Raw genomic sequence first — 18,329 nt, forward strand, 5'->3', positions numbered from 1 at the left:
CCACGGTCACGTAGTCGTCCGCCGCAAAGCCCCGCGGCTTGCGCACGGCGTTCTTGAGCGGCAACAGGTAGGCGCGGTCCTTCGGAAACTGCGAGGTGGTGAAGTCGATTCCGCCGATCCGGGCCTCGACCGGGATCGCCTCCCGGCCCGGTCGCAAAGGTTCACTCGGCCACCCACGTGAGTCCGTCCTCCGAGGCCACCAGACCACCGGGGCGCAGCGGGGTCTCCTCCTCCAACGGGCCGCCGAAGAGGCCCCGTTCCTGCAGGACCGTGCCCTCCTGGAAGACCTGGCGGATCGAGGCGGACTCGAAGAGCGGATTGCGCAGGCCGTCGGAGTCCGGGAGCCGGCCGACGGCCTGGTCGAGTTCCGAGGCGGTGGTCGTCAGCCGGGCACCCGCCTGTCCGGGCCCGGCGAGGGACGTGTCGCCGGAGGCCAGTCCGCCCACCAGGTCGACGAACGCCTCCAGTTCCGTCGAGTCGACGTGGGTGACCTTGCGTGCCTTCCAGAAGTACGACCGTTCGTCCTGATGCATGTCGTAGAAGGAGACCAGGAACTCGTGGAACAGGCCGTACTCGTGCCGGTAGCGGGCCTCGAACTCGTCGAAGAGGCGGCCCTCGTCGAGCGTTCCGGCGAGGCCGCTGTTGATGGAGCGGGCCGCTAGCAGGGCGCCGTACGTGGCGAGGTGCACCCCGGAGGACAGCACCGGGTCGACGAAGCACGCCGCGTCGCCGACCAGCACCATGCCGGGCCGCCACAACCGTGACTTCCAGTACGACCAGTCCTTGCGGACCCGCACCTGGTCGTACGGCGCTTCGGTGGCCTGCGGCACCCCGTGCAGGAGGTCTTGGACCTCCGGGCAGGAGTCGATCAGCCCGCGCCAGGCCGTCACCGGGTCCTGCTGGATCGCGGCGGCGTTGTCCCGGCCGACCACCGCTCCGACGCTGGTGAGGTCGTCCCTCAGCGGGATGTACCAGAGCCAGCCCTCGTCGAAGGCGGCGCAGAAGATGTTGCCGTCGTTCGGCTTCGGGAGCCGCGCGCCGCCGGCGAAGTAGCCGAACACCGCGATGTTCCGGAAGAAGTCGGAGTACGTCCGCCTGCCGCCGACCTCGCCGTGGATCCGGCTGCCGTTGCCGGACGCGTCCACGACGTAACGGGCCCGGGCCTCGCGGATCTCCCCGGCGGGGCCCGTCCAGTTGACGCCCCTGACGCGCTCCTCGTCGGCGAGTACGCCCTTGACCCGGCAGCTCTCCCGTACGTCGACGCCGACCCGGCGGGCGTTGTCCAGCAGGATCGCGTCGAACCGGGACCGCTCGACCTGGTAGGCGAACGAGGTCGGGTCGGCCAGCCGCGGGGACAGGGCGAAGGAGAACTGCCACGGGTCCCGGTTCCGGCCCCAACGGAAGGTCCCGCCGCGCTTCGGCTTGAAGCCCGCCCGCGCGACCTCCTCCTCGACGCCCAGGATGCGGCACACCCCGTGCACGGTGGACGGGAGCAGCGACTCGCCGATCTGGTACCGGGGGAACGTCTGCTGCTCCAGCAGGAGGACGCGGTGGCCCCGCAGGGCGACGGCCGTGGCGGCGGTCGAACCGGCCGGGCCGCCGCCCACGACGATCACGTCGAACTCCTCGCTCTCCCAGGTCTCTCCTGTCCCATGGTTGGGGTTCACTGCTCTCCTTCTGCGGTCGGCGCCGACGGAGCCTCCGTGCGGCCGAGGGAATTGATCCAGGTGCGGACGGCCGCCGCCGTGGTCCGGGTGTGTTCCCGCATGAACGAGAAGTGGTCGCCGGGGACATCGACACGGGTGTGCGGCAGCGGCCAGGAGGTCCGCCACTCGTCCGGGGCCGCGCCCGCCTCCATCGCGGGCGTCGGCCGGGTGGCCCGAACCAGCAGGGTGGGGGTGGCGACCGGCTCCGGCTCCCAGTCCAGGAACATGCGGGTGTACGCGCCCAGCGCCGCCACCCCGGTGTCCTCGTCCCCGGTGAACTGGTTCCCGCCCAGGCGCGGCGCGATCACAGCGGGCAGGGACAGCAGCCAGTCCTTGTCGCTGTTGCCGTCGTTGATGAGGTACGTGTCGAGCAGCACCTGTCCGACGGGCGGGCTCCCCATGGTCTCGAGTCGCCGGGTCACCGCGTGGGCGACCGCGCCTCCGGTGCTCACGCCGACGATCACGAAGGGCCGGTCGCCGACGTGCCGCAGCACCGTCTCCGCGTGCGTCCGGGCGAGCGTGTCCCGGTCGGCCGGCACGGCGCGGCCCGCTCCGATGCCGGGGTGCGGGAGTTCGAGGACGTCCAGTTCGCCCTGGAAGTGGGCGTGGAATCCGGCGAATTCACCACCGGGCGCGGCGAAGGGCGGGTGGTACCCGGTGAGGAAGACGAGTACCGGTCCCTCATGGGAACCGTCGGCGCGCCGCAGCGGAGGCAGGGCGTGCTCCCGGCCGGCGTCCGGGCCGAAGGTCGGCATCGCCCAGGAGGCCGTGACCAGCATGTGCATCGCCGCGACCACGTGCCCGGCCTCACAGACCCGCCGGTAGAGCGAGGAGAGCGTCTGCGCGGGCCGGTCGTCCGCAGGCGCGCGCTCCGGTTCCGGTGCGACGTCCGGCAGGTCGTCCAGCAGAGCGAGTACGTGGCGGGCCAGCCCCCGGGCCGTCGGGTGCTCGAACACCACGGCGGCGGACAGCCTCAGCCGCAGGGCCATGCTCAGCCGGTTGCGGACCTGGACCGCCATCAGGGAGTCGAAGCCCAACTCGGCGAAGGACTTGCCGGCAGGCAGCGCGTCGGCGTCCGGGTAGCCGAGAACCGTCGCCACGTCGGCGCTCATCAACTCCGCAAGGGCGTCCTCCCGTTGGGCGGCGGGTAGCCTGGCCAGCACCTTGCGCCACGCACCCGGCTCCGAGAGCTGCTCCGCACCGGGCGAAGAGTCGGTACCGGCACCATCCCCGGTTCCGGCGGCCGGCCTGCGTGGCGGCACCAGTCCGCGCAGCAGCGGCGGCAGGGGTCCCCGGGCGGACCTGAGAGCCCCCCGGTCCAGCAGGATCGGCGCCAGCACGGGCTCGCCCGCGCGCAGCGCCGCGTCGAACAGGGCCAGGCCCTGCTCCACGGAGAGCGCCCGGAGCACATCAGCGGCCGCCCGGTTCGGGACCCCTGCCCCCGCACGTGCACCAGCCGTCCGGCTCAGGACCCCTGCGTCCCCACCGGCCATGCCGGCCCCGTGCTCCCACGGTCCCCAGGCCAAGGACACGGCGGGCAGCCCCAGTCGGGAGCGGTGCCGGGCCAGGGCGTCCAGGAAGACGTTCGCCGCCGCGTAGTTGCCCTGGCCGGCGCGGCCCAGCAGGCCGGACACCGAGGAGAACAGGACGAACGCCGACAGGTCCAGGTCCCGGGTCAGCTCGTGCAGATGCCAGGCCGCGTCCGCCTTCGGTCGCAGCACCGCCGCCATCCGCTCGGGTGTCAGCGCGGCAAGGACACCGTCGTCGAGCACCCCCGCCGCATGCACCACGGCGGTCAGCGCGGGCGAGCACCCCTTGATCACCTCGGCGAGCGCGGCGCGGTCGGCCGCGTCACAGGCCACGATCCGCACCTCGGCACCCAACTCCTCCAGCATGACGCGCAGTTCCTCGGCATTCGGCGCCTGTGGCCCCTGCCGACCGGTGAGCAGCAGGTGCCGTACGCCGTGGGAGGCCACGAGATGGCGGGCGACTTCCGCGCCCAGCGCGCCGGTACCGCCGGTGATCAGCACCGTGCCGTCCGGCCCGAAGCTGCCGCTCCGGGCGGAGAGGTCGCCGGTGCCGATCAGGCGCGGCACCGCCAAGCGCCCCTTGCGAACAGAGAGTTGGCTCTCATCGCCGGCCACCGCCGCAGGGAGCAGCCGCAGCGATTCCGGCCGCCCGTCCACGTCGACGAGGACGACACGCCCCGGCAGCTCCGCCTGTGCCGCACGCACCAGCCCCCACACAGCAGCCCCGGCCGGATCCGGGTCGGGTGCGGTCGCGTCCCGCGTCACCACCACCAGCCGGGAGCCCGCCGTCCGAGGGTCGTCCTGCCAGTCCTGGAGGGTACGGAGCACCCTGCCGGTCAGCCGGTGTACGGCGGTCAGTGGATCGGCATCCGTCACCGGGCCGCCGCCGACGGCCGTGACGACGACGGTGTCCGGTTCGGGTGCGTCGGTCCCCACGACGTCGGGGAGCGACTCGCGCAGGTCCAGCTCGTCCGGGCCCACCAGCGCCCAGCGTCCGCCCGCCACGGGCCGCCGCTCGCCCTCCGATTCATCGACCGCGGTCCACTCGGGGCGCAACAGGGCCCGGCGCACGACGTCGGCCGCCGATTCGACCGTCTCGGCGGGGAGTGCACGCGTGGTCAAGGAGTCCACGTGCGCCACCGGGCGCCCCGACGGGTCGGTCAGGGTGACCGAGACCGTGTCCGTCCCGCCCGGAGTGATCCGTACGCGTACCTCCGACGCACCCGTCGCGTACAGGCGTACGCCGTTCCACGCGAACGGCACCCGGACCGTGTCGGAGTGGGGTGCCGAGCCCGTGAGGAGCGGGGCGTGCAGGGCCGCGTCCAGGAGCGCCGGATGGATCCCGAACCGGTCGGTGCGCCCCAACTCGACGTCGGGCAGGCGGACTTCCGCGAACGTTTCGTCGCCGCGCCGCCAGGCCGCGCGTACGCCCCGGAAGGCCGGGCCGTAGGCGAGGCCGCCGTCCGAGAGGCTGTCGTACGCGTGGGCGAGGTCGACCTCGGTCGCGTCCTGCGGTGGCCACACCGCCGGTTCCGTCTCCGGCCGGGCGGTGTCCGTGCCGCCGAGGAGCCCTGTGGCGTGCCGGGTCCAGCCGGGTTCGGAGTCGTCCGTGGCGGGCCGGGCGTAGCAGTCGACCGGGCGCCGGCCGGAGTCGTCCGCCGGGCCCACGACGACTTGGACGCGAACGCCCGTGGTCGCCGGCAGGATCAGCGGGGCCAGGACCACGAGTTCGTCGAGCGTGCCGCAGCCGACCTCGTCGCCCGCCCGTACGGCCATCTCCACGAAGCCCGTCGCGGGGACCAGGGCCGTCCCACCGATGACGTGGTCGGCGAGCCACGGGTGGGTGGTGGTGGAGAGCAGGCCGGAGAGCACCGTCCGGTCGGTGTCCGGCACGGCGAACGCCGGGCCCAGCAGCGGGTGTTCGTGCGGATCCACGGCGGGGACGGTGGTGCGTGGCGCGTCCAGCCAGTACCGCTGCCGCTGGAAGGCGTACGTCGGCAGGTCGTCCACGTGCCGTGCACCGCTGCCCGCGAACACGGCGGGCCAGGCGACGCGCGTTCCGCGCACATGGAGCCGGGCCACGGCGCCGAGCAGGGTCTTCGGTTCGGGATCGCCACCGCGGGTGGCGGCGGCACACACCGGGTCGGGGCCCTCGTCGTCCGGGCCGGTCAGACAGTCCTCGGCCGCGGCGGTCAGCGCGGGACCCGGGCCGATCTCCAGGAACGCCGACACCCCGTTGTCCCCGAGCCATCGCACGGCGTCGGCGAACCGCACCGGCAGACGGGCGTGCCTCACCCAGTACTCCGGCGAACACAGTTCCCCGGCCCCGGCCGGGCGGCCCGACACGGCCGAGACGACCGGGATCCGCGGCGGCCGGAAGGTCAGCCCCTCGGCGACCCGGCGGAAGTCGTCGAGCATCGGTTCCACGAGTGGCGAGTGGAAGGCGTGGCCGACGCGCAGACGTACGGTCCTGCGACCTCGCGCTTCGAACTCGGCCGCCACGGCCAGCACCGCGTCCTCCACTCCCGAAATCACCACCGAACGTGGCCCGTTGACCGAGGCGATCGCCACCTGGTCGCCGAGCGTGGGGAGTACGGCGAGAACTTCCTCCTCCGTCGCGTGCAGCGCCACCATCGCACCGCCGTCGGGCAGGGCGTGCATCAACCTGCCCCGGGCCGCGACGAGTTCCGCCGCGTCGGCCAGGTCCAGCACTCCGGCGACATGGGCCGCCGCCAGCTCCCCCACGGAGTGCCCCGCCAGGAAGTCGGGGCGCACTGCCCAGGACTCCAGCAGCCGGAACAGCGCCACCTCGAACGCGAACAGACCGGCCTGGGTGAAGTCCGTACGGTCGAGCAGGGCGGCCTCCGGCGCACCCGGCTCCGCGGACAGCACCACGTCGAGAGGGTGTTCCAGGCGGCCGTCCAGTGCCCGGCAGACCTCGTCGAAGGCCGAGCCGAAGGCGGGGAACGCGGCACGCAACTCCGCACCCATACGGGCACGTTGAGAGCCCTGGCCGGTGAACAGGAAGGCCGTACGGACGCCGGTATCGGCGACGGCACGTTCCGCGCCCGTGCCGTCGGCGAGCGCCTCCAGCGCGGTCAGCATCCGCGCCCGGTCGTCGGCCGGAATCATCCCCCGGTGGGCGAGCGGGGACCTCGACACGGCCAGGGAGAAGCCGACGTCGGTGGACGACAGGTGGGGCCGGGCCGCCAAGTGGACGGCGAGACGGCGGGCCTGGGACCGCAGGGCGGCCTCGTCGGCACCGGAGAGCAGCCACGGCACCGGCACCTCTGCGGTGCCCGGTCCGGTGTCGGGCGGCCGCGGGGCCTCCTCCAGGATCACGTGGGCGTTGGTCCCGCCGATGCCGAAGGCGGACACGCCGGCCCGGCGCGGCCGGGAGGCCGTCACCGGCCAGGGGCGGGACTCGGCCAGTAGTTCCACCCGGCCTGCCGACCAGTCGACGTGCGGGGTGGGTTCCTCCGCGTACAGCGTGCGCGGGAGCTGTTCGTGCCGCATGGCCTGCACCATCTTGATGACCCCGGCGACACCGGCGGCCGCCTGGGTGTGCCCCAGGTTGGACTTGACCGAGCCGAGCCACAGCGGCGGCCGGTCCTCGGCCCGCTGCTGTCCGTAGGTGGCCAGCAGGGCCCCCGCCTCGACGGGGTCGCCGAGCGTGGTGCCCGTGCCGTGTGCCTCCACCACGTCAACGTCGTCCGCGCTGAGTCCGGCGTCGGCCAACGCCCGTGTGATCAGGCGCTGTTGGGCCTGGCCGTTCGGTGCCGTCAGGCCGTTGGACGCGCCGTCGGAGTTGACGGCGGAGCCGCGCAGCACGGCCAGGACCGGGTGGCCGTTGCGGCGGGCGTCGGACAGCCGCTCCAGCAGCACCAGTCCCGCGCCCTCACCCCAGGCGGTGCCGTCCGCCGAGGCCGAGAACGACTTGCAGCGGCCGTCGGGCGAGAGAGCGCGCTGTCGGCTGAAGGCCGTGAACGCCTTGGGCGTCGCCATCACGGTGACGCCGCCGGCGAGGGCCAGGGAGCACTCGCCGGAGCGCAGCGCCCCGGCCGCCCAGTGCAGTGCCACCAGCGAGGACGAGCACGCGGTGTCGAGGGTGATCGACGGCCCGCGCAGGCCGTACACGTACGAGACCCGGCCGGAGGCCACGCTGCCCGCCGAGCCCAGGGCCAGATGGGCCTCCAGCTCGTTCCGCGTCAGGCGGGCGGAGTAGTCCCCGTGCATCACACCGACGAACACACCCGTGTCGCTCTCGCGCAGCGCCGCCGGGGCTATGCCCGCCCGCTCCCAGACCTCCCACGAGGTCTCGAGCAGCAGCCGCTGCTGCGGGTCCATGGCCAGCGCCTCGCGCGGCGAGATCCCGAACAGGCCCGCGTCGAACTCCGCGGCCCGGTGCAGGAATCCGCCGCTGCGGGTGTATGAGGTGCCGATCCGGTCCGGGTCGGGGTCGTACAGGGCGGGCAGGTCCCAGCCCCGGTCGGCGGGGAAGCCCGAGATCGCGTCCCGGCCCTCCGTCACCAGGTGCCACAGATCGTCGGGGGAGTGCACGTCGCCGGGGTAACGGCAGCCCATGGCGACGATCACCACGGGGTCGTCCGCACCTGTTCCCGCGGCGAGGTGCGGCACAGCTGTGGGCGCCGGGGTGAAGAGAATGCCGTGCACGTGCCGGCTCAGGGCGGCCGGAGTGGGGTGGTCGAAGATCAGCGTCGAGGGGAGCCGCAGCCCGGTCGCCTCGCCGAGCCGGTCGATCAACGTGACGGCTCCCGCGGACGTCAGCCCGAGATCGGTGAACGGGCGGTCCGCGTCGAGCCGTTCGTACGGTCCCTCACCGCACACCCCCGCCGTCTCCGCGAGCACCGCCTCGCGCAGGGCGCGTTCCCGCCCCTCCTGCGGGAGGGCGAGCAGCCGTCGGCGCAGGGCACCCTCGGCCGCCGTCGGGGAGGCGGGGCGGACCTCGGGCGCCGGCCGGGCCAGGTCCGGCAGGACCGCGTGGCGGGCGATCTTGCCGGACGCCGTACGCGGGACGGCCGCGATCTCGTGGATCTCGACGGGCAGCTTGTACGCGGCCAGGCGCCCCCGGCACGCGGCCAGGACCCGCCGCGGGTCGAACCCGTCCGGTCCCGGAACGACGTAGGCCACCGGGACCTCCCCGAGGACGTCGTGCGGCCTGCCCACCACCACCGCGTCCCGCACGCCGGGACAGTGCAGCAGGGCCTGCTCGATCTCGGTGGGGTGGATGTTCTCCCCGCCCCGGATGATCAGCTCGCTGACCCGGCCGGTAAGGGTGAGATGGCCATGTGCGACGCGCCGCCCCAGGTCACCGGTGCGGTACCAGCCGTCCCGCAGCGCGGCCGCCGTCGCCTCGGCCTGGTTGTGGTAGCCCGTCATCAGACTCGGACCCCGCGCCCAGATCTCGCCCTCGTCGCCGTCCGCGACATCGTTGCCAGAGCCCGGATCGACCAGCCGTACGTCCATCCCCGGGACCGGCGGCCCACAGGACCCGTCGACCCTCGGCCCGTCCGGCCGGTTCACCGCGATCATTCCGCAGGTCTCGGTACTGCCGTACGCGTCGAGCAGCGGCGCCCCCAGAAGATCCTCCACCGCCCGCCGCAGGGCCGGCGCACTCGGGGCGCCGGCCACGACGCACGTCCGCAGACCCGCCACGGGCGAGGTGTCCTCGGCCGCCGACGCCACCAACTGGTGGTAGACGGCGGGCACCCCGGCCAGGACGGTGTAGGAGCCGCCGAGGGATGCGTGAGGTGTGCGCAACTCCCTCAACAGGCCCCCGGGCGGCAGCAGTTCGCCGGTGATCCGGGCGCTCGCGCCGACCGCGGTGACCCCCAGGATCGCCAGCGAGTGCCCGAAGCTGTGGAACAACGGGAGCGGCCAGAGCAGCCGGTCTTCGGGAGAGAGCCCGAAGATCGGCGCGTAACAGGCAGCCACCGACCACAGGGCCGCGCGCTGCGTGGACAGCACACCCTTGGGCCGGTGCGTGGTGCCGGAGGTGTAGAGCATCCAGGCCGGCTCGTCGAGCCCGAGGTCGTCCCGGGGCGGCACGGCGGGCTCCGCCTCGGCCACCTCCTCGAAGAGAACCGTGCCCTCGGGGGCGTCCGACGGGACCGGATCCGTACCGGTGAGCACGACGCGCATACGGCCGGGCACGGCACCCGCGCGGTGCAGCCGGGCGAGGTGCGCGCGGTCGGTGACGACGACCGAGGCCCCGCTGTCCTCCAGGAAGTGGTCGAGTTCGGCGTCCGAGGACCGGGGGTTGAGAGGGACGCCAACCGCCGCCGCCCGGACGGTGGCGAGGACGCTCTCCACCATCTCCACGCAGTTGCCCAGGCAGATCGCGACCCGGTCCCCGCGCCGCACACCCGCCCCCGCGAGATACGCGGCCAGCCGACCGGTGCGCCGCTCCAACTCGGCGTAGGTGACGCCCCGTTCGTCGTCGGCGTACGCCACGCGCAACGGTGACCTCTCGGCATGCGCCTTCAGCAGTTCCGGCAACGGCCGGATCAGCTCGTCCCGCGTCATGTACCCGCCCCTCCGGCACGTGTCGCAGCACGGCCGCCGTCAATCCCCTTGCAGAGCAACGGTATTGAGCGTAAGGCCGGGTCGGCGGGATGATCGAATGTTTCTACGAACGGCGTTGCGTCATACCAGGGGAAGCCGCCTCCCTCTCTGGGACGAGTTGCACCTGGTGCTGCGGCAGCGGCCTGGGATCTTCCGTCCGAGGGATCCCGCGAGCCGCGATGAGTCCTGCGGCGTCCGACGGTCCGTACTGTCGAACCCGTTACCGAGGAGGACTTCTGATGCGCAGCGTGACCTATTCGATGAGCGTCTCACTTGACGGCTACATCGTCGGGCCGGACGGCGACTTCGACTGGACGGCGCCCGACGAGGAGGTCTTTCGCTTCGCCACCGACGAGATCCGAGAGGTCGGCGTCCACCTGTTGGGACGACGGCTGTACGAGACGATGCTGTAGCGCCGGGTGGATCTCGAACTCGTCGAGACCCGCACCTTCAGCTCGAGAGTCGTCTACCTCCGCTACCGCGTGGCGCGCTAGTGCTGCGCCGAGGAACTTCCGCGGCGCAGCACTGGGGACCAGCGGCCAGGGGCCCCGAGGGAACTCGCCGGGGGCGACGGGCGAAGGAGAGATGAAAGCCCAAGCCTTCGAAGCGTTCCCAGGACGAGAGGAGCCCCGATGACCGTCGAGCCAGGCGTCCGCACGGGGGCGGAGAGCGATGCCTTGGTAATTGCGCGGTCCCGGGATGAGCCCGAGGCATTCGCCGTGCTCTTCGACCGGCACGCGGATGCGGTACACCGTTATCTGGCCCGTAGGCTCGGCGGCGAGCCTGCCGACGACCTCGTGGCGGAGACCTTCACCACTGCTTTCCAGCAGCGGCACCGGTACGACCCTGCGCGGGCCACGGGCGACGACGCCCGGCCCTGGCTGTTCGGCATAGCGACCAACCTGGTCGGCCGGCACCGGCGGGCCGAGGCCCGCCGGTTCAAGGCCATGGCCCGTATCCCGGCTCCCGCCGACCACGAGGAGCCGCTGGCCGACCGAGCTGCGGCCCGGGTAGGGGCACAGGCCGTACGCCGCGAGCTGGCGGCGGCACTGGCCGCACTGCCCGCGCGGCACCGGGACGTGCTGCTGCTGGTGGCGTGGGGCGGTCTCGGCTACGAGGAGGTGGCCCAGGCCCTCGGTGTCCCCATCGGCACGGTCAGATCACGGCTGCACCGGGCTCGCGGCAAGCTACGCGAAGCGTTGGGCGGATCCGATCCGACGACACTGCGAGAGGCATCCGGCCATGACTGACGAACTCGAACTCCTGCGGGACTGGAACGCGGACGCGGCCCCGCTCACCGAAACGACCCGAGCGCGGGCCCGCCACCGACTGCTCAACACGATTACGCGCACGGAGCGGCACCCCGACGCCGCACCCAGCCGCCGCCACGCGCTGCGCCTCGCGACAGCCGCGGTGGTCGCCATGGCGGTTACGGGCACGGCGGTGCTGATCACCGCGGACGGCGCCGACGAGGGCGACCGCACCGACCGCGCGGGCACGAACGCCCCGCCGATGCGCAACGCTGCCGCCGTGACGGTGCTGAACGGGGCGGCAGCGCGGGCGAGTAAGCACGAGAACCCCGTGGCGCCGCGCGACGACCAGTTCATCTACTCGAAGCGGATCATCAAGGAGACGGAGCGGAAGACCGGTGCGGTCAAGACCTATGTGGACGTGAACTGGGACTCGGTGGACGGCTCCAAGCGATCTTTGACCATGGAGCTCGGCCGGGTGATCTGGGAAAAACCCATGGGGAAGAACGAGGGCGTGTGGCCGCCTCGGGAGTGGAGCAAGCTGAAGAAGCTGTCCACCGACCCGGAGAAGCTCATCTCGGGCATCATCGGCGTCGGCACGTCCGACAAGTCGATCGACGACTTCACCGCGTGGGACTGGTACGACGCCTACTTCATGCTCGGCGAGCTCCTGAAGTGGCCGGTGCTGCCCGAGGGACTGCGTCCCGCCGCGTACGAGGCGCTGGCCCTGGTGCCCGGGGTCAAGGCGACCCCGGGGATGAAGGACTCCGCCGGGCGCACCGGGGTGGGGATCTCCTACCCCGAGCGCGCGTCCGAGAAGGGCAAGTACCTCATCTTCGACCCGGAGTCCTATGAATTCCTGGGCTTCCGCGCCGAGCGGACCTCGCGTTCCGGGAAGAAGACGTACATCCAGCTGTCGCACGTGGTGGACTGGGCGATCGTCGACCGCCTGAAGCAGCGCCCCTAGGCCCCCTGGTACTCCAGCAGGATCTTGCTGTCCAACCTGGGACGAGGTCGGGCGGCTGGACTGTATCGGGCTGATGGCTGGTCAGGGGCGGTCTCTTGGAGGCCGCCCCTCGAACGTGGGACAACGTCGCTGGTAGTGGCAGCGGCCGGCATCCGCTGTGCCGCCGCCGGGACAGGGCTCCGTGGTCCGGGCACGGCACTGCATCCCCGCCCCGGTGCGCCGCTGCCCGGCAGGATCCGCCGAGAGGATCAAGCCCCCTGCAGCACCGGTGCAGGCCGCTCGCCCGACCCTCTGACGATCAGTCGTGTGGGGACCGTGATGGTGCGGGCCCGGGAGCGGTCGCCGTCGAGGCGGGCCAGGGCGGTGGTCGCTGCGGTTCTGCCGATTTCTTCGGCGTCCTGGGCGACGACGGTCAGGGCCGGCTCGAGTGCCTCGGCGAGCGCCACGTCGTCGAAGGCGACGACGGCGACGTCCCTGCGCTTGCTGCGGGCGAGTTCGGTGACGATCCCCAGCGCGACGATGTTGTTGCCGGCGAACAGGGCAGTGGGGGGATCCGCCAGGCCCAGGAGCTGGGCGGTCGCGGCGGACGCCCCGTCCCGGTCGTGGGCGCTGGTGACCAGCGAGCGATCGTAGGGGATGTCGGCTTCTTGCAGGGCCGCGCGGTATCCGGCCAGGCGTTCGCGGCGGGTGTACAGCTTGACGGGCAGGTCGCCGACGAAGCCGATGCGGCGGTGGCCGTGGGCGATCAGGTGGGCGACGCCGTCGTGGGCGCCCGCGCGGTTGGAGCTGACGACGTTGTCCGTGGACAGGCCCGAGCCCGGACGGTCGAGGAAGACGACGGGCAGGCCGGCGGCGCGGTGCGTCTTGAGGTGGGAGTGGTCGGCGCCGACGGACGGCACGACCATCAGGATGCTGATACGGCGGGCGAGGAACTTGTCCGTCAGCGCGCGTTCGCGGTCGGGATCGTCCGCGGAGGAGCCCATGAGCAGGGTCAGGCCGCGGTCGCCGACAGTGTCCTCGATGCTCCTCGCCACGGCTCCGAAGAAGGGGTTGGCGAGGTCGGGGATGACCAGTCCGACGGTGGTGTCGGGTCCGCCGACGCGGATGTTGCGGGCCATGAGGTTCGGCTGGAAGCCGAGCTTGGCCACTGCGGCGAGCACCTGCTCCCTGGTCTGGGCCGAGGCGGGTCCGTCCTCGTTGAGGACGCGGGAGACGGTCTTGGCACTGACGCCCACTTCTCGGGCGACGTCTGCCAGGGTGGGGCGGCGGTTCGCTGCCATAGAGGAAACGGTCTCCTGTGCTCGTCGGTTCCGGCCGTGGCCCCGGCCGGAACCTGTGAGTAGCTTCAGCTGTACGTCAGTTGGCCTGGACGCCTGCGGCTTTCGCCGCCTCGGAATCCGCTACGACCGTACCTCCGGCCTCGTCGACGGTGAGCGCGCCGGTCATGATGGCGACGACCTCCGCCATGGAGTAGTCGGAGGGCTTGATCACGGCAGCTCGCCGGCCCAGCCGGTGGACGTGGATCCGGTCGGCGATCTCGAAGACGTGCGGCATGTTGTGGCTGATCAGGACGACCGGCATGCCCTTGTCCCGGACGCGGCGGATGAGGTCCAGGACCTGACCGGATTCCTTGACGCCAAGGGCGGCGGTGGGTTCGTCCATGACGACGACGCTGCGGGCCCAGGCGACGGAACGGGCGACCGCGACGGCCTGCCGCTGTCCACCGGAGAGGGTCTCGACCGACTGTGTCAGTGAGCGCAGGCCGATCTTCAGGTCGGCCATGTGCTCGGCGGCTTCCTCGCGCATCCGCTTCTTGTCCAGCATGCGGAAGACACTGCCGAGGACGCCGGGGCGGCGCAGTTCGCGCCCGAGGAACATGTTCGAGGCGATGTCCATGGAGGCGGCCACGGCGAGGTCCTGATAGACCGTCTCGATGCCGTGGGCGCGGGCGCTTTGCGGGCCGGAGAAGGCGATGGGTTTGCCGTTGAGCCGTATCTCGCCCGCGTCAGGGACCACCGCGCCGGTGAGAGCCTTGATCATGCTGGTCTTGCCGGCTCCGTTGTCGCCGATGACGGCCAGGACCTCGCCCGGCAGCAGGTCGAAGTCGGCGCCGTCGATGGCGGTGACGTGGCCGTAGCGCTTGACCAGACCGCGGGCCTGCAGCACCGGGGTGGGGGAGGAGGTGGCGGTCATCGGGCCTTCTTCCGGGAGAGCTGGTCGACGGTCACCGCGAGGATCACCAGGACACCGGTGATCAGGGTCTGGTAGATGGAGGCGACACCCATCAGCTGCAGGCCGTTGCGGAAGACGCCGACGATGAGGACGCCGATGAAGGTGCCCAGGACCGAACCGCGTCCGCCGAAGAGGCTGGTGCCGCCGAGGACCACGGCGGTGATGCTGTCGAGGTTGTCGGTCTGTCCCGCCTGGGGGTCGCCGACTCCGGTGCGGGAGATGAGCAGCAGGGCGGCGATGCCGTAGAGGATGCCGGCCACGGTGTAGACGCCGACGGCCAGCCGGGAGGTGCGGATGCCGTTCAGCCGCGCCGCTTCCTGGCTGTTGCCCAGCGCGTAGACGTGCCGGCCCCAGCCGGTGTTGCTCAGCGCGTACGCGAGGAGGAGGAACAGGGCGATGGTGACCAGGGAGCCGTACGTGATGTCGGTGCGGCCGAGTGGGAAGGTCTTCCCGAGGGCCGTGAGTGGGCCGGGCAGGTTGGTGACCGTCTGCTCGTTGGAGTAGATGTGGGTCAGCGCGAACGCGACGTTGAGCATGCCGAGGGTGACGATGAACGGCGGCAGTGGGATCTTCTGCACCAGCAGCCCGTTGAGCAGCCCGAAGCCGCCGCAGACGACCAGACCCAGGGCGATGGCGAGGAGCGGGGGCAGCGAGCCCTCGGCCGCCATCCTGGCGATCACGATGCTGCCGAACGCCATCACGGCACCGCACGAGAGGTCGATGCCCGCCGTGAGGATGATCAGGGTCTGCCCGATGGCGAGGGTGCCGACGACCATGACCTGCTGCACGATCAGCGAGAAGTTGCCGCCCGTGAGGAACTGGTCGTTCGAGAAGGAGAAGAAGACGCAGGCCAGGAGGAGAGCGACCAGCGGGCCGGTGGTCGGTGCCGTGAGCAGTCTGCGGGCCGTGGTCGGCGCTTTGAGCTCGGCGTACGGCGAGGACGTGCTCGGGGGCGTGGACGTGGCAGTCATGCGAAGTCCTTGTCGGAAAACAGAAGTCCTTGTCGAAGGACAAGAGGACGAGGGGGCGGCCGTCCCCCGGGCGGGGAGGGGTGGGGGCCGGCCGCCCCGCTGGGGGGAGATGCGGAGTCGTACGGTCCTCGGGGGGCGGCTCAGCCCCAGCAGTTCTCCAGGCCGTAGGCGGTGTCCTTGGACGCGACACCGTCCTGCGGCTTGTCGGAGATCAGAGTGACGCCGGTGTCGGTGTAACCGGACGCCTTCTTGCCGTCCTTGGCGTACGTCACGACCGCCTTGACGCCCTCGGCGGCCATCTTCAGCGGGTACTGCTGGGACGTGGCGGCGATCTTGCCGTCCTTGACGGCCGTGGTGCCGGTGCAGCCGCCGTCGACGGAGACGATCAGGACGTCCTTCTCCCGGCCCTTGGCCTTGAGCGCGGTGTATGCGCCTAGCGCGGCCGGCTCGTTGATGGTGTAGACGACGTTGATGCCCGGCTCCTTCTGGAGGCAGTTCTCCATGGCGGTCTGGCCCTTGGCCTGGTCGCCTCCGGTGTCCTGGGAGCAGACGACCGACGGGTCCTTCTCCTCGATGCCGAAGCCCTTGAGGAAGCCGTTGTGCCGCTGGACGCCGACGGACACGCCCGGCGCCAGGTCGAGGGTGGCTATCTTGGCGGCCTTGCCCTTCATGGCGGCCTTGGCGTACTCACCGATCAGCTCGCCGGCCTTGAGATTGTCGGTGGCGAAGAGCGCGTCGACCGCGCTTTCCGGCTCGGTCGGGGTGTCCAGGGCGATGACCAGGACGCCCTTGGCTTTGGCCTTCTCGATCGCGGGCACGATGGCCTTGGAGTCGCTCGGGGTGATCAGGATGCCCTTCGCGCCGGAGGCGACCATGTTCTCGATGGCCGTGACCTGACCGGCGTTGTCGCCGTCGAACTTGCCTGCCGCGGTCATGAGCTTGACGCCCTCGGCCTTCGCGGCCTTCTCCGCGCCCTCCTTCATCTTCACGAAGAACGGGTTGGTGTCGGTCTTGGTGATCAGACCGACCTTGACCTCGCCCGAACCGGCGCTTGCGGAACCCGATCCGGAACCGGAGCCGGGTCCGCAGGCTGTCAGGGTGAGGGCCGCGATGCCCGTGCACGCGGCGGCTCTGAGGAGGGAAACGGGGAGACGAGTGGTGCGAGACATGAACGACTCCTGCGGGATCACGAGCGGCGCGGCCGGCATCGGAGCATGCCGTCCCGAGGTGTCATCGTTGACTTATGTCATCGTTGACACTGCATGGCGAGGATGATGGACTCCGCTTCACGGAAACGTCAATGCCCTGTACTCGTCACAAATCGGCAACGCCCGCCGCCGCCACCCACCCGTAGCCGCCCGGTAGCTGCGCCACGACGCGTCCGGTCTGCCCGTACGTTCGTCAGAGAAGAGCAGCCCATGAGCCTGCGTCAGATCACCGTCCTGGGGGAGTGCGTCGCGGACGCGTTCGCCGAACCCGCAAGCGCTTCGAACGAACTCGCCCTGCGCGTACTGCCCGGCGGCGGACCTGCGAATACGGCAGTGGCCCTGGCCCGCCTCGGCACCCCGGCCCGCTTCCTCGCGCGGTTGTCCGGCGACGTGTTCGGCCGCCTCTTCCGCGCCCATCTGGAGGCATCCGGGGTGGATCTGTCGTGTGCCGTCCAGGCCGCTGAGCCCAGCACACTGGCCGTGGCGGAACTGGACTCCCAGGGGCAGGCCGCGTTCTCCTTCCACGCCCAGAACACGGCCGACTGGCAGTGGACGGACGAGGAACTGGCACGGGTGGACCTGTCCGAAACCGCCTGCGTGCACACCGGATCCCTGGCCCTGGTCCGAGAACCCGGCGCGGCGGTGGTGGAGGACTTCCTGGCGACGGCCGCATCCCGAGCGAGCATCAGCATCGACCCCAACGTCCGGCCACTGCTCGTCCACCCCGAGATCTACCGTGCGAGGCTGGCGCACTGGTGCGCCCTAGCCGACGTGCTCCGGCTGAGCGAGGACGACCTGGAACTGCTGCTGCCGGGCACGCCACCCGAGCAGGCGTGCGACATCTGGCACACGGCCGGGGCGCGGCTCGTCGTGATCACGCGCGGTGCCGAGGGTGCCATGGCCTCGCTCGACGGCGAACGGATCCAGGTGCCCGCCGTGCCGACGAACGTCGTCGACACGGTCGGGGCGGGGGACTCCTTCACCGCCGGGCTGCTGCACCACCTCGGCGCCCGCGGCCTCCTCGGCGGCCGGCTGACGGAACTCCGTCTCGACGACGTTGCGGAAGCATGCCGGTTCGCCGTCCGGGTCGCGGCCCTGACCTGCTCGGTTGCCGGTCCCAATCCGCCGTGGCAGAGCCAGTTGGCGCAGCTCGCCACAGCTGACGGCGTATGAAGGCAGGCGAGCCGATGAACACCACCGGCTGGGGCCACGTCCTGGCCGAACAGTTCACCGTCGCCGACACCCACGCCAAGTCCGTCGTGCAGCGCGCCGACTGGGCCGACTACGGCAAGGACCACTTCGCGACGGTGTCCTGGGAAAACACACCGGGCGGCAAGCGGTACATGACCGGCTGGATGAACAACTGGGACTACAGCGGCGCCATCCGTGGTCAGCCGGATCAGTGCACGTATTCGCCGAGAACGGCTCGGTGAAGCTGGACAAGGCCGTCGTCAGGCACCTCGACTCCGCCCACGACTGACAAGGACACGAGACCGTGAAGAAAACCCTGCTCGCTGAGTTCACCGCCCGCGAAGGGGCGCAGGACGAGGTCGCCCGCCTGATCGGGGACTACGCCATGAAGGTGCGCGAGGAAGAAGGCAACATCGCCTTCGACGTCTACACCAAGGCAGTCAACCCGCGCGCCTACTGGATCTTCGAGGTGTACCGGGACGAGGACGCCTTCCGGGCGCACCTGAACGCCCCCTACGGCGGCCCGTTCAACGCCGCCCTCACCCCGCTGATCGAGGAGGACGCCTCCGTGCTGACCTTCCTCGATCCGGTGGCCTGACCGCCTCGCTGATCAACCGCGGACCGCTCTGCGAAGGCGCAGGCGTCGCCTGATCGCTTCTCCCGGTTTCAGGCGGCGGCGCCGGTGGGGCG

At 71.5% G+C, this 18,329-nt stretch carries 11 protein-coding genes and 2 pseudogenes; 6 read left to right on the forward strand and 7 right to left on the reverse strand.

The window, feature by feature from the left end; genetic code table 11:
* Positions 1-10: 10 nt before the first annotated feature.
* The 3 genes and pseudogenes from ACGFNK_RS16690 to ACGFNK_RS16700 all read right to left on the reverse strand — a co-directional run.
* Positions 11-208, reverse strand: a pseudogene (locus ACGFNK_RS16690) (DUF1905 domain-containing protein); the annotation flags it as partial.
* The gene (locus ACGFNK_RS16695; RefSeq protein WP_393416437.1) at positions 162-1,667 is read right to left on the reverse strand and encodes a tryptophan 7-halogenase; all 1,506 of its coding nucleotides are present in this window, start codon (positions 1,665-1,667) and stop codon (positions 162-164) included. The pseudogene ACGFNK_RS16690 and the gene ACGFNK_RS16695, both read right to left, overlap by 47 nt.
* Positions 1,664-9,781, reverse strand: a complete 8,118-nt coding sequence (locus ACGFNK_RS16700) for a type I polyketide synthase (RefSeq protein WP_393416439.1) — start codon at positions 9,779-9,781, stop codon at positions 1,664-1,666. The genes ACGFNK_RS16695 and ACGFNK_RS16700 overlap by 4 nt, the downstream gene beginning before the upstream one ends.
* A gap of 278 nt (positions 9,782-10,059) precedes the next feature.
* On the opposite strand from ACGFNK_RS16700, the pseudogene ACGFNK_RS16705 reads away from it, so the two are divergent.
* The 3 genes and pseudogenes from ACGFNK_RS16705 to ACGFNK_RS16715 all read left to right on the forward strand — a co-directional run.
* Positions 10,060-10,230: pseudogene (locus ACGFNK_RS16705) on the forward strand (dihydrofolate reductase family protein); the annotation flags it as partial.
* 222 nt (positions 10,231-10,452) lie between these two features.
* On the forward strand, positions 10,453-11,070 hold the full coding sequence (locus ACGFNK_RS16710; protein WP_386336021.1) for an RNA polymerase sigma factor: 618 nt from the start codon (positions 10,453-10,455) through the stop codon (positions 11,068-11,070).
* Complete coding sequence (locus ACGFNK_RS16715; RefSeq protein WP_393416441.1) at positions 11,063-12,037, forward strand: CU044_5270 family protein; 975 nt, start codon at positions 11,063-11,065, stop codon at positions 12,035-12,037. The genes ACGFNK_RS16710 and ACGFNK_RS16715 overlap by 8 nt, the downstream gene beginning before the upstream one ends.
* A 248-nt stretch (positions 12,038-12,285) precedes the next feature.
* Here ACGFNK_RS16715 and ACGFNK_RS16720 read toward each other — a convergent pair whose 3' ends face one another.
* The 4 genes from ACGFNK_RS16720 to ACGFNK_RS16735 all read right to left on the reverse strand — a co-directional run bounded on the left by ACGFNK_RS16720 (position 12,286) and on the right by ACGFNK_RS16735 (position 16,409).
* Positions 12,286-13,317, reverse strand: coding sequence for a LacI family DNA-binding transcriptional regulator (locus tag ACGFNK_RS16720; protein ID WP_386336018.1), 1,032 nt, complete (start codon positions 13,315-13,317; stop codon positions 12,286-12,288).
* A 76-nt stretch (positions 13,318-13,393) separates the two neighbouring features.
* Positions 13,394-14,230, reverse strand: coding sequence for an ATP-binding cassette domain-containing protein (locus ACGFNK_RS16725; protein WP_393416443.1), 837 nt, complete (start codon positions 14,228-14,230; stop codon positions 13,394-13,396).
* Positions 14,227-15,240 carry an ABC transporter permease gene (locus ACGFNK_RS16730; protein ID WP_393416445.1) on the reverse strand — a complete coding sequence of 338 codons (1,014 nt, stop codon included), beginning with the start codon at positions 15,238-15,240 and terminating at the stop codon, positions 14,227-14,229. The genes ACGFNK_RS16725 and ACGFNK_RS16730 overlap by 4 nt, the downstream gene beginning before the upstream one ends.
* A gap of 140 nt (positions 15,241-15,380) precedes the next feature.
* A complete protein-coding gene (locus ACGFNK_RS16735) occupies positions 15,381-16,409 on the reverse strand; it encodes a sugar ABC transporter substrate-binding protein (protein WP_393416447.1) in 1,029 nt (342 codons plus the stop codon).
* 249 nt (positions 16,410-16,658) lie between these two features.
* Between ACGFNK_RS16735 and ACGFNK_RS16740 the strand changes: the two genes are divergently transcribed.
* The 3 genes from ACGFNK_RS16740 (at position 16,659) to ACGFNK_RS16750 (ending at position 18,237) form a co-directional block, all read left to right on the forward strand.
* Positions 16,659-17,621 carry a carbohydrate kinase gene (locus ACGFNK_RS16740; protein WP_393416449.1) on the forward strand — a complete coding sequence of 321 codons (963 nt, stop codon included), beginning with the start codon at positions 16,659-16,661 and terminating at the stop codon, positions 17,619-17,621.
* Between the two features lie 14 nt (positions 17,622-17,635).
* The gene (locus ACGFNK_RS16745) at positions 17,636-17,881 is read left to right on the forward strand and encodes a hypothetical protein (protein ID WP_393416451.1); all 246 of its coding nucleotides are present in this window, start codon (positions 17,636-17,638) and stop codon (positions 17,879-17,881) included.
* Positions 17,882-17,943: 62 nt separating this feature from the next.
* Complete coding sequence (locus tag ACGFNK_RS16750; RefSeq protein ID WP_393416453.1) at positions 17,944-18,237, forward strand: putative quinol monooxygenase; 294 nt, start codon at positions 17,944-17,946, stop codon at positions 18,235-18,237.
* Positions 18,238-18,329 lie beyond the last annotated feature (92 nt).

The sequence above is a fragment of the Streptomyces sp. NPDC048825 genome (genome assembly GCF_043198355.1).
Taxonomy (GTDB): Bacteria; Actinomycetota; Actinomycetes; order Streptomycetales; family Streptomycetaceae; genus Streptomyces; species Streptomyces xiangluensis.

Bases quoted from the DNA above. Each gene is read 5' to 3' on its own strand.
- ACGFNK_RS16710 (WP_386336021.1), top strand. From the start codon at position 10,453: ATGACCGTCGAGCCAGGCGTCCGCACGGGGGCGGAGAGCGATGCCTTG.
- ACGFNK_RS16715 (WP_393416441.1), top strand. From the start codon at position 11,063: ATGACTGACGAACTCGAACTCCTGCGGGACTGGAACGCGGACGCGGCC.
- ACGFNK_RS16700 (WP_393416439.1), bottom strand. From the start codon at position 9,781: ATGACGCGGGACGAGCTGATCCGGCCGTTGCCGGAACTGCTGAAGGCG.
- ACGFNK_RS16730 (WP_393416445.1), bottom strand. From the start codon at position 15,240: ATGACTGCCACGTCCACGCCCCCGAGCACGTCCTCGCCGTACGCCGAG.
- ACGFNK_RS16745 (WP_393416451.1), top strand. From the start codon at position 17,636: ATGAACACCACCGGCTGGGGCCACGTCCTGGCCGAACAGTTCACCGTC.
- ACGFNK_RS16735 (WP_393416447.1), bottom strand. From the start codon at position 16,409: ATGTCTCGCACCACTCGTCTCCCCGTTTCCCTCCTCAGAGCCGCCGCG.
- ACGFNK_RS16720 (WP_386336018.1), bottom strand. From the start codon at position 13,317: ATGGCAGCGAACCGCCGCCCCACCCTGGCAGACGTCGCCCGAGAAGTG.
- ACGFNK_RS16740 (WP_393416449.1), top strand. From the start codon at position 16,659: ATGAGCCTGCGTCAGATCACCGTCCTGGGGGAGTGCGTCGCGGACGCG.
- ACGFNK_RS16725 (WP_393416443.1), bottom strand. From the start codon at position 14,230: ATGACCGCCACCTCCTCCCCCACCCCGGTGCTGCAGGCCCGCGGTCTG.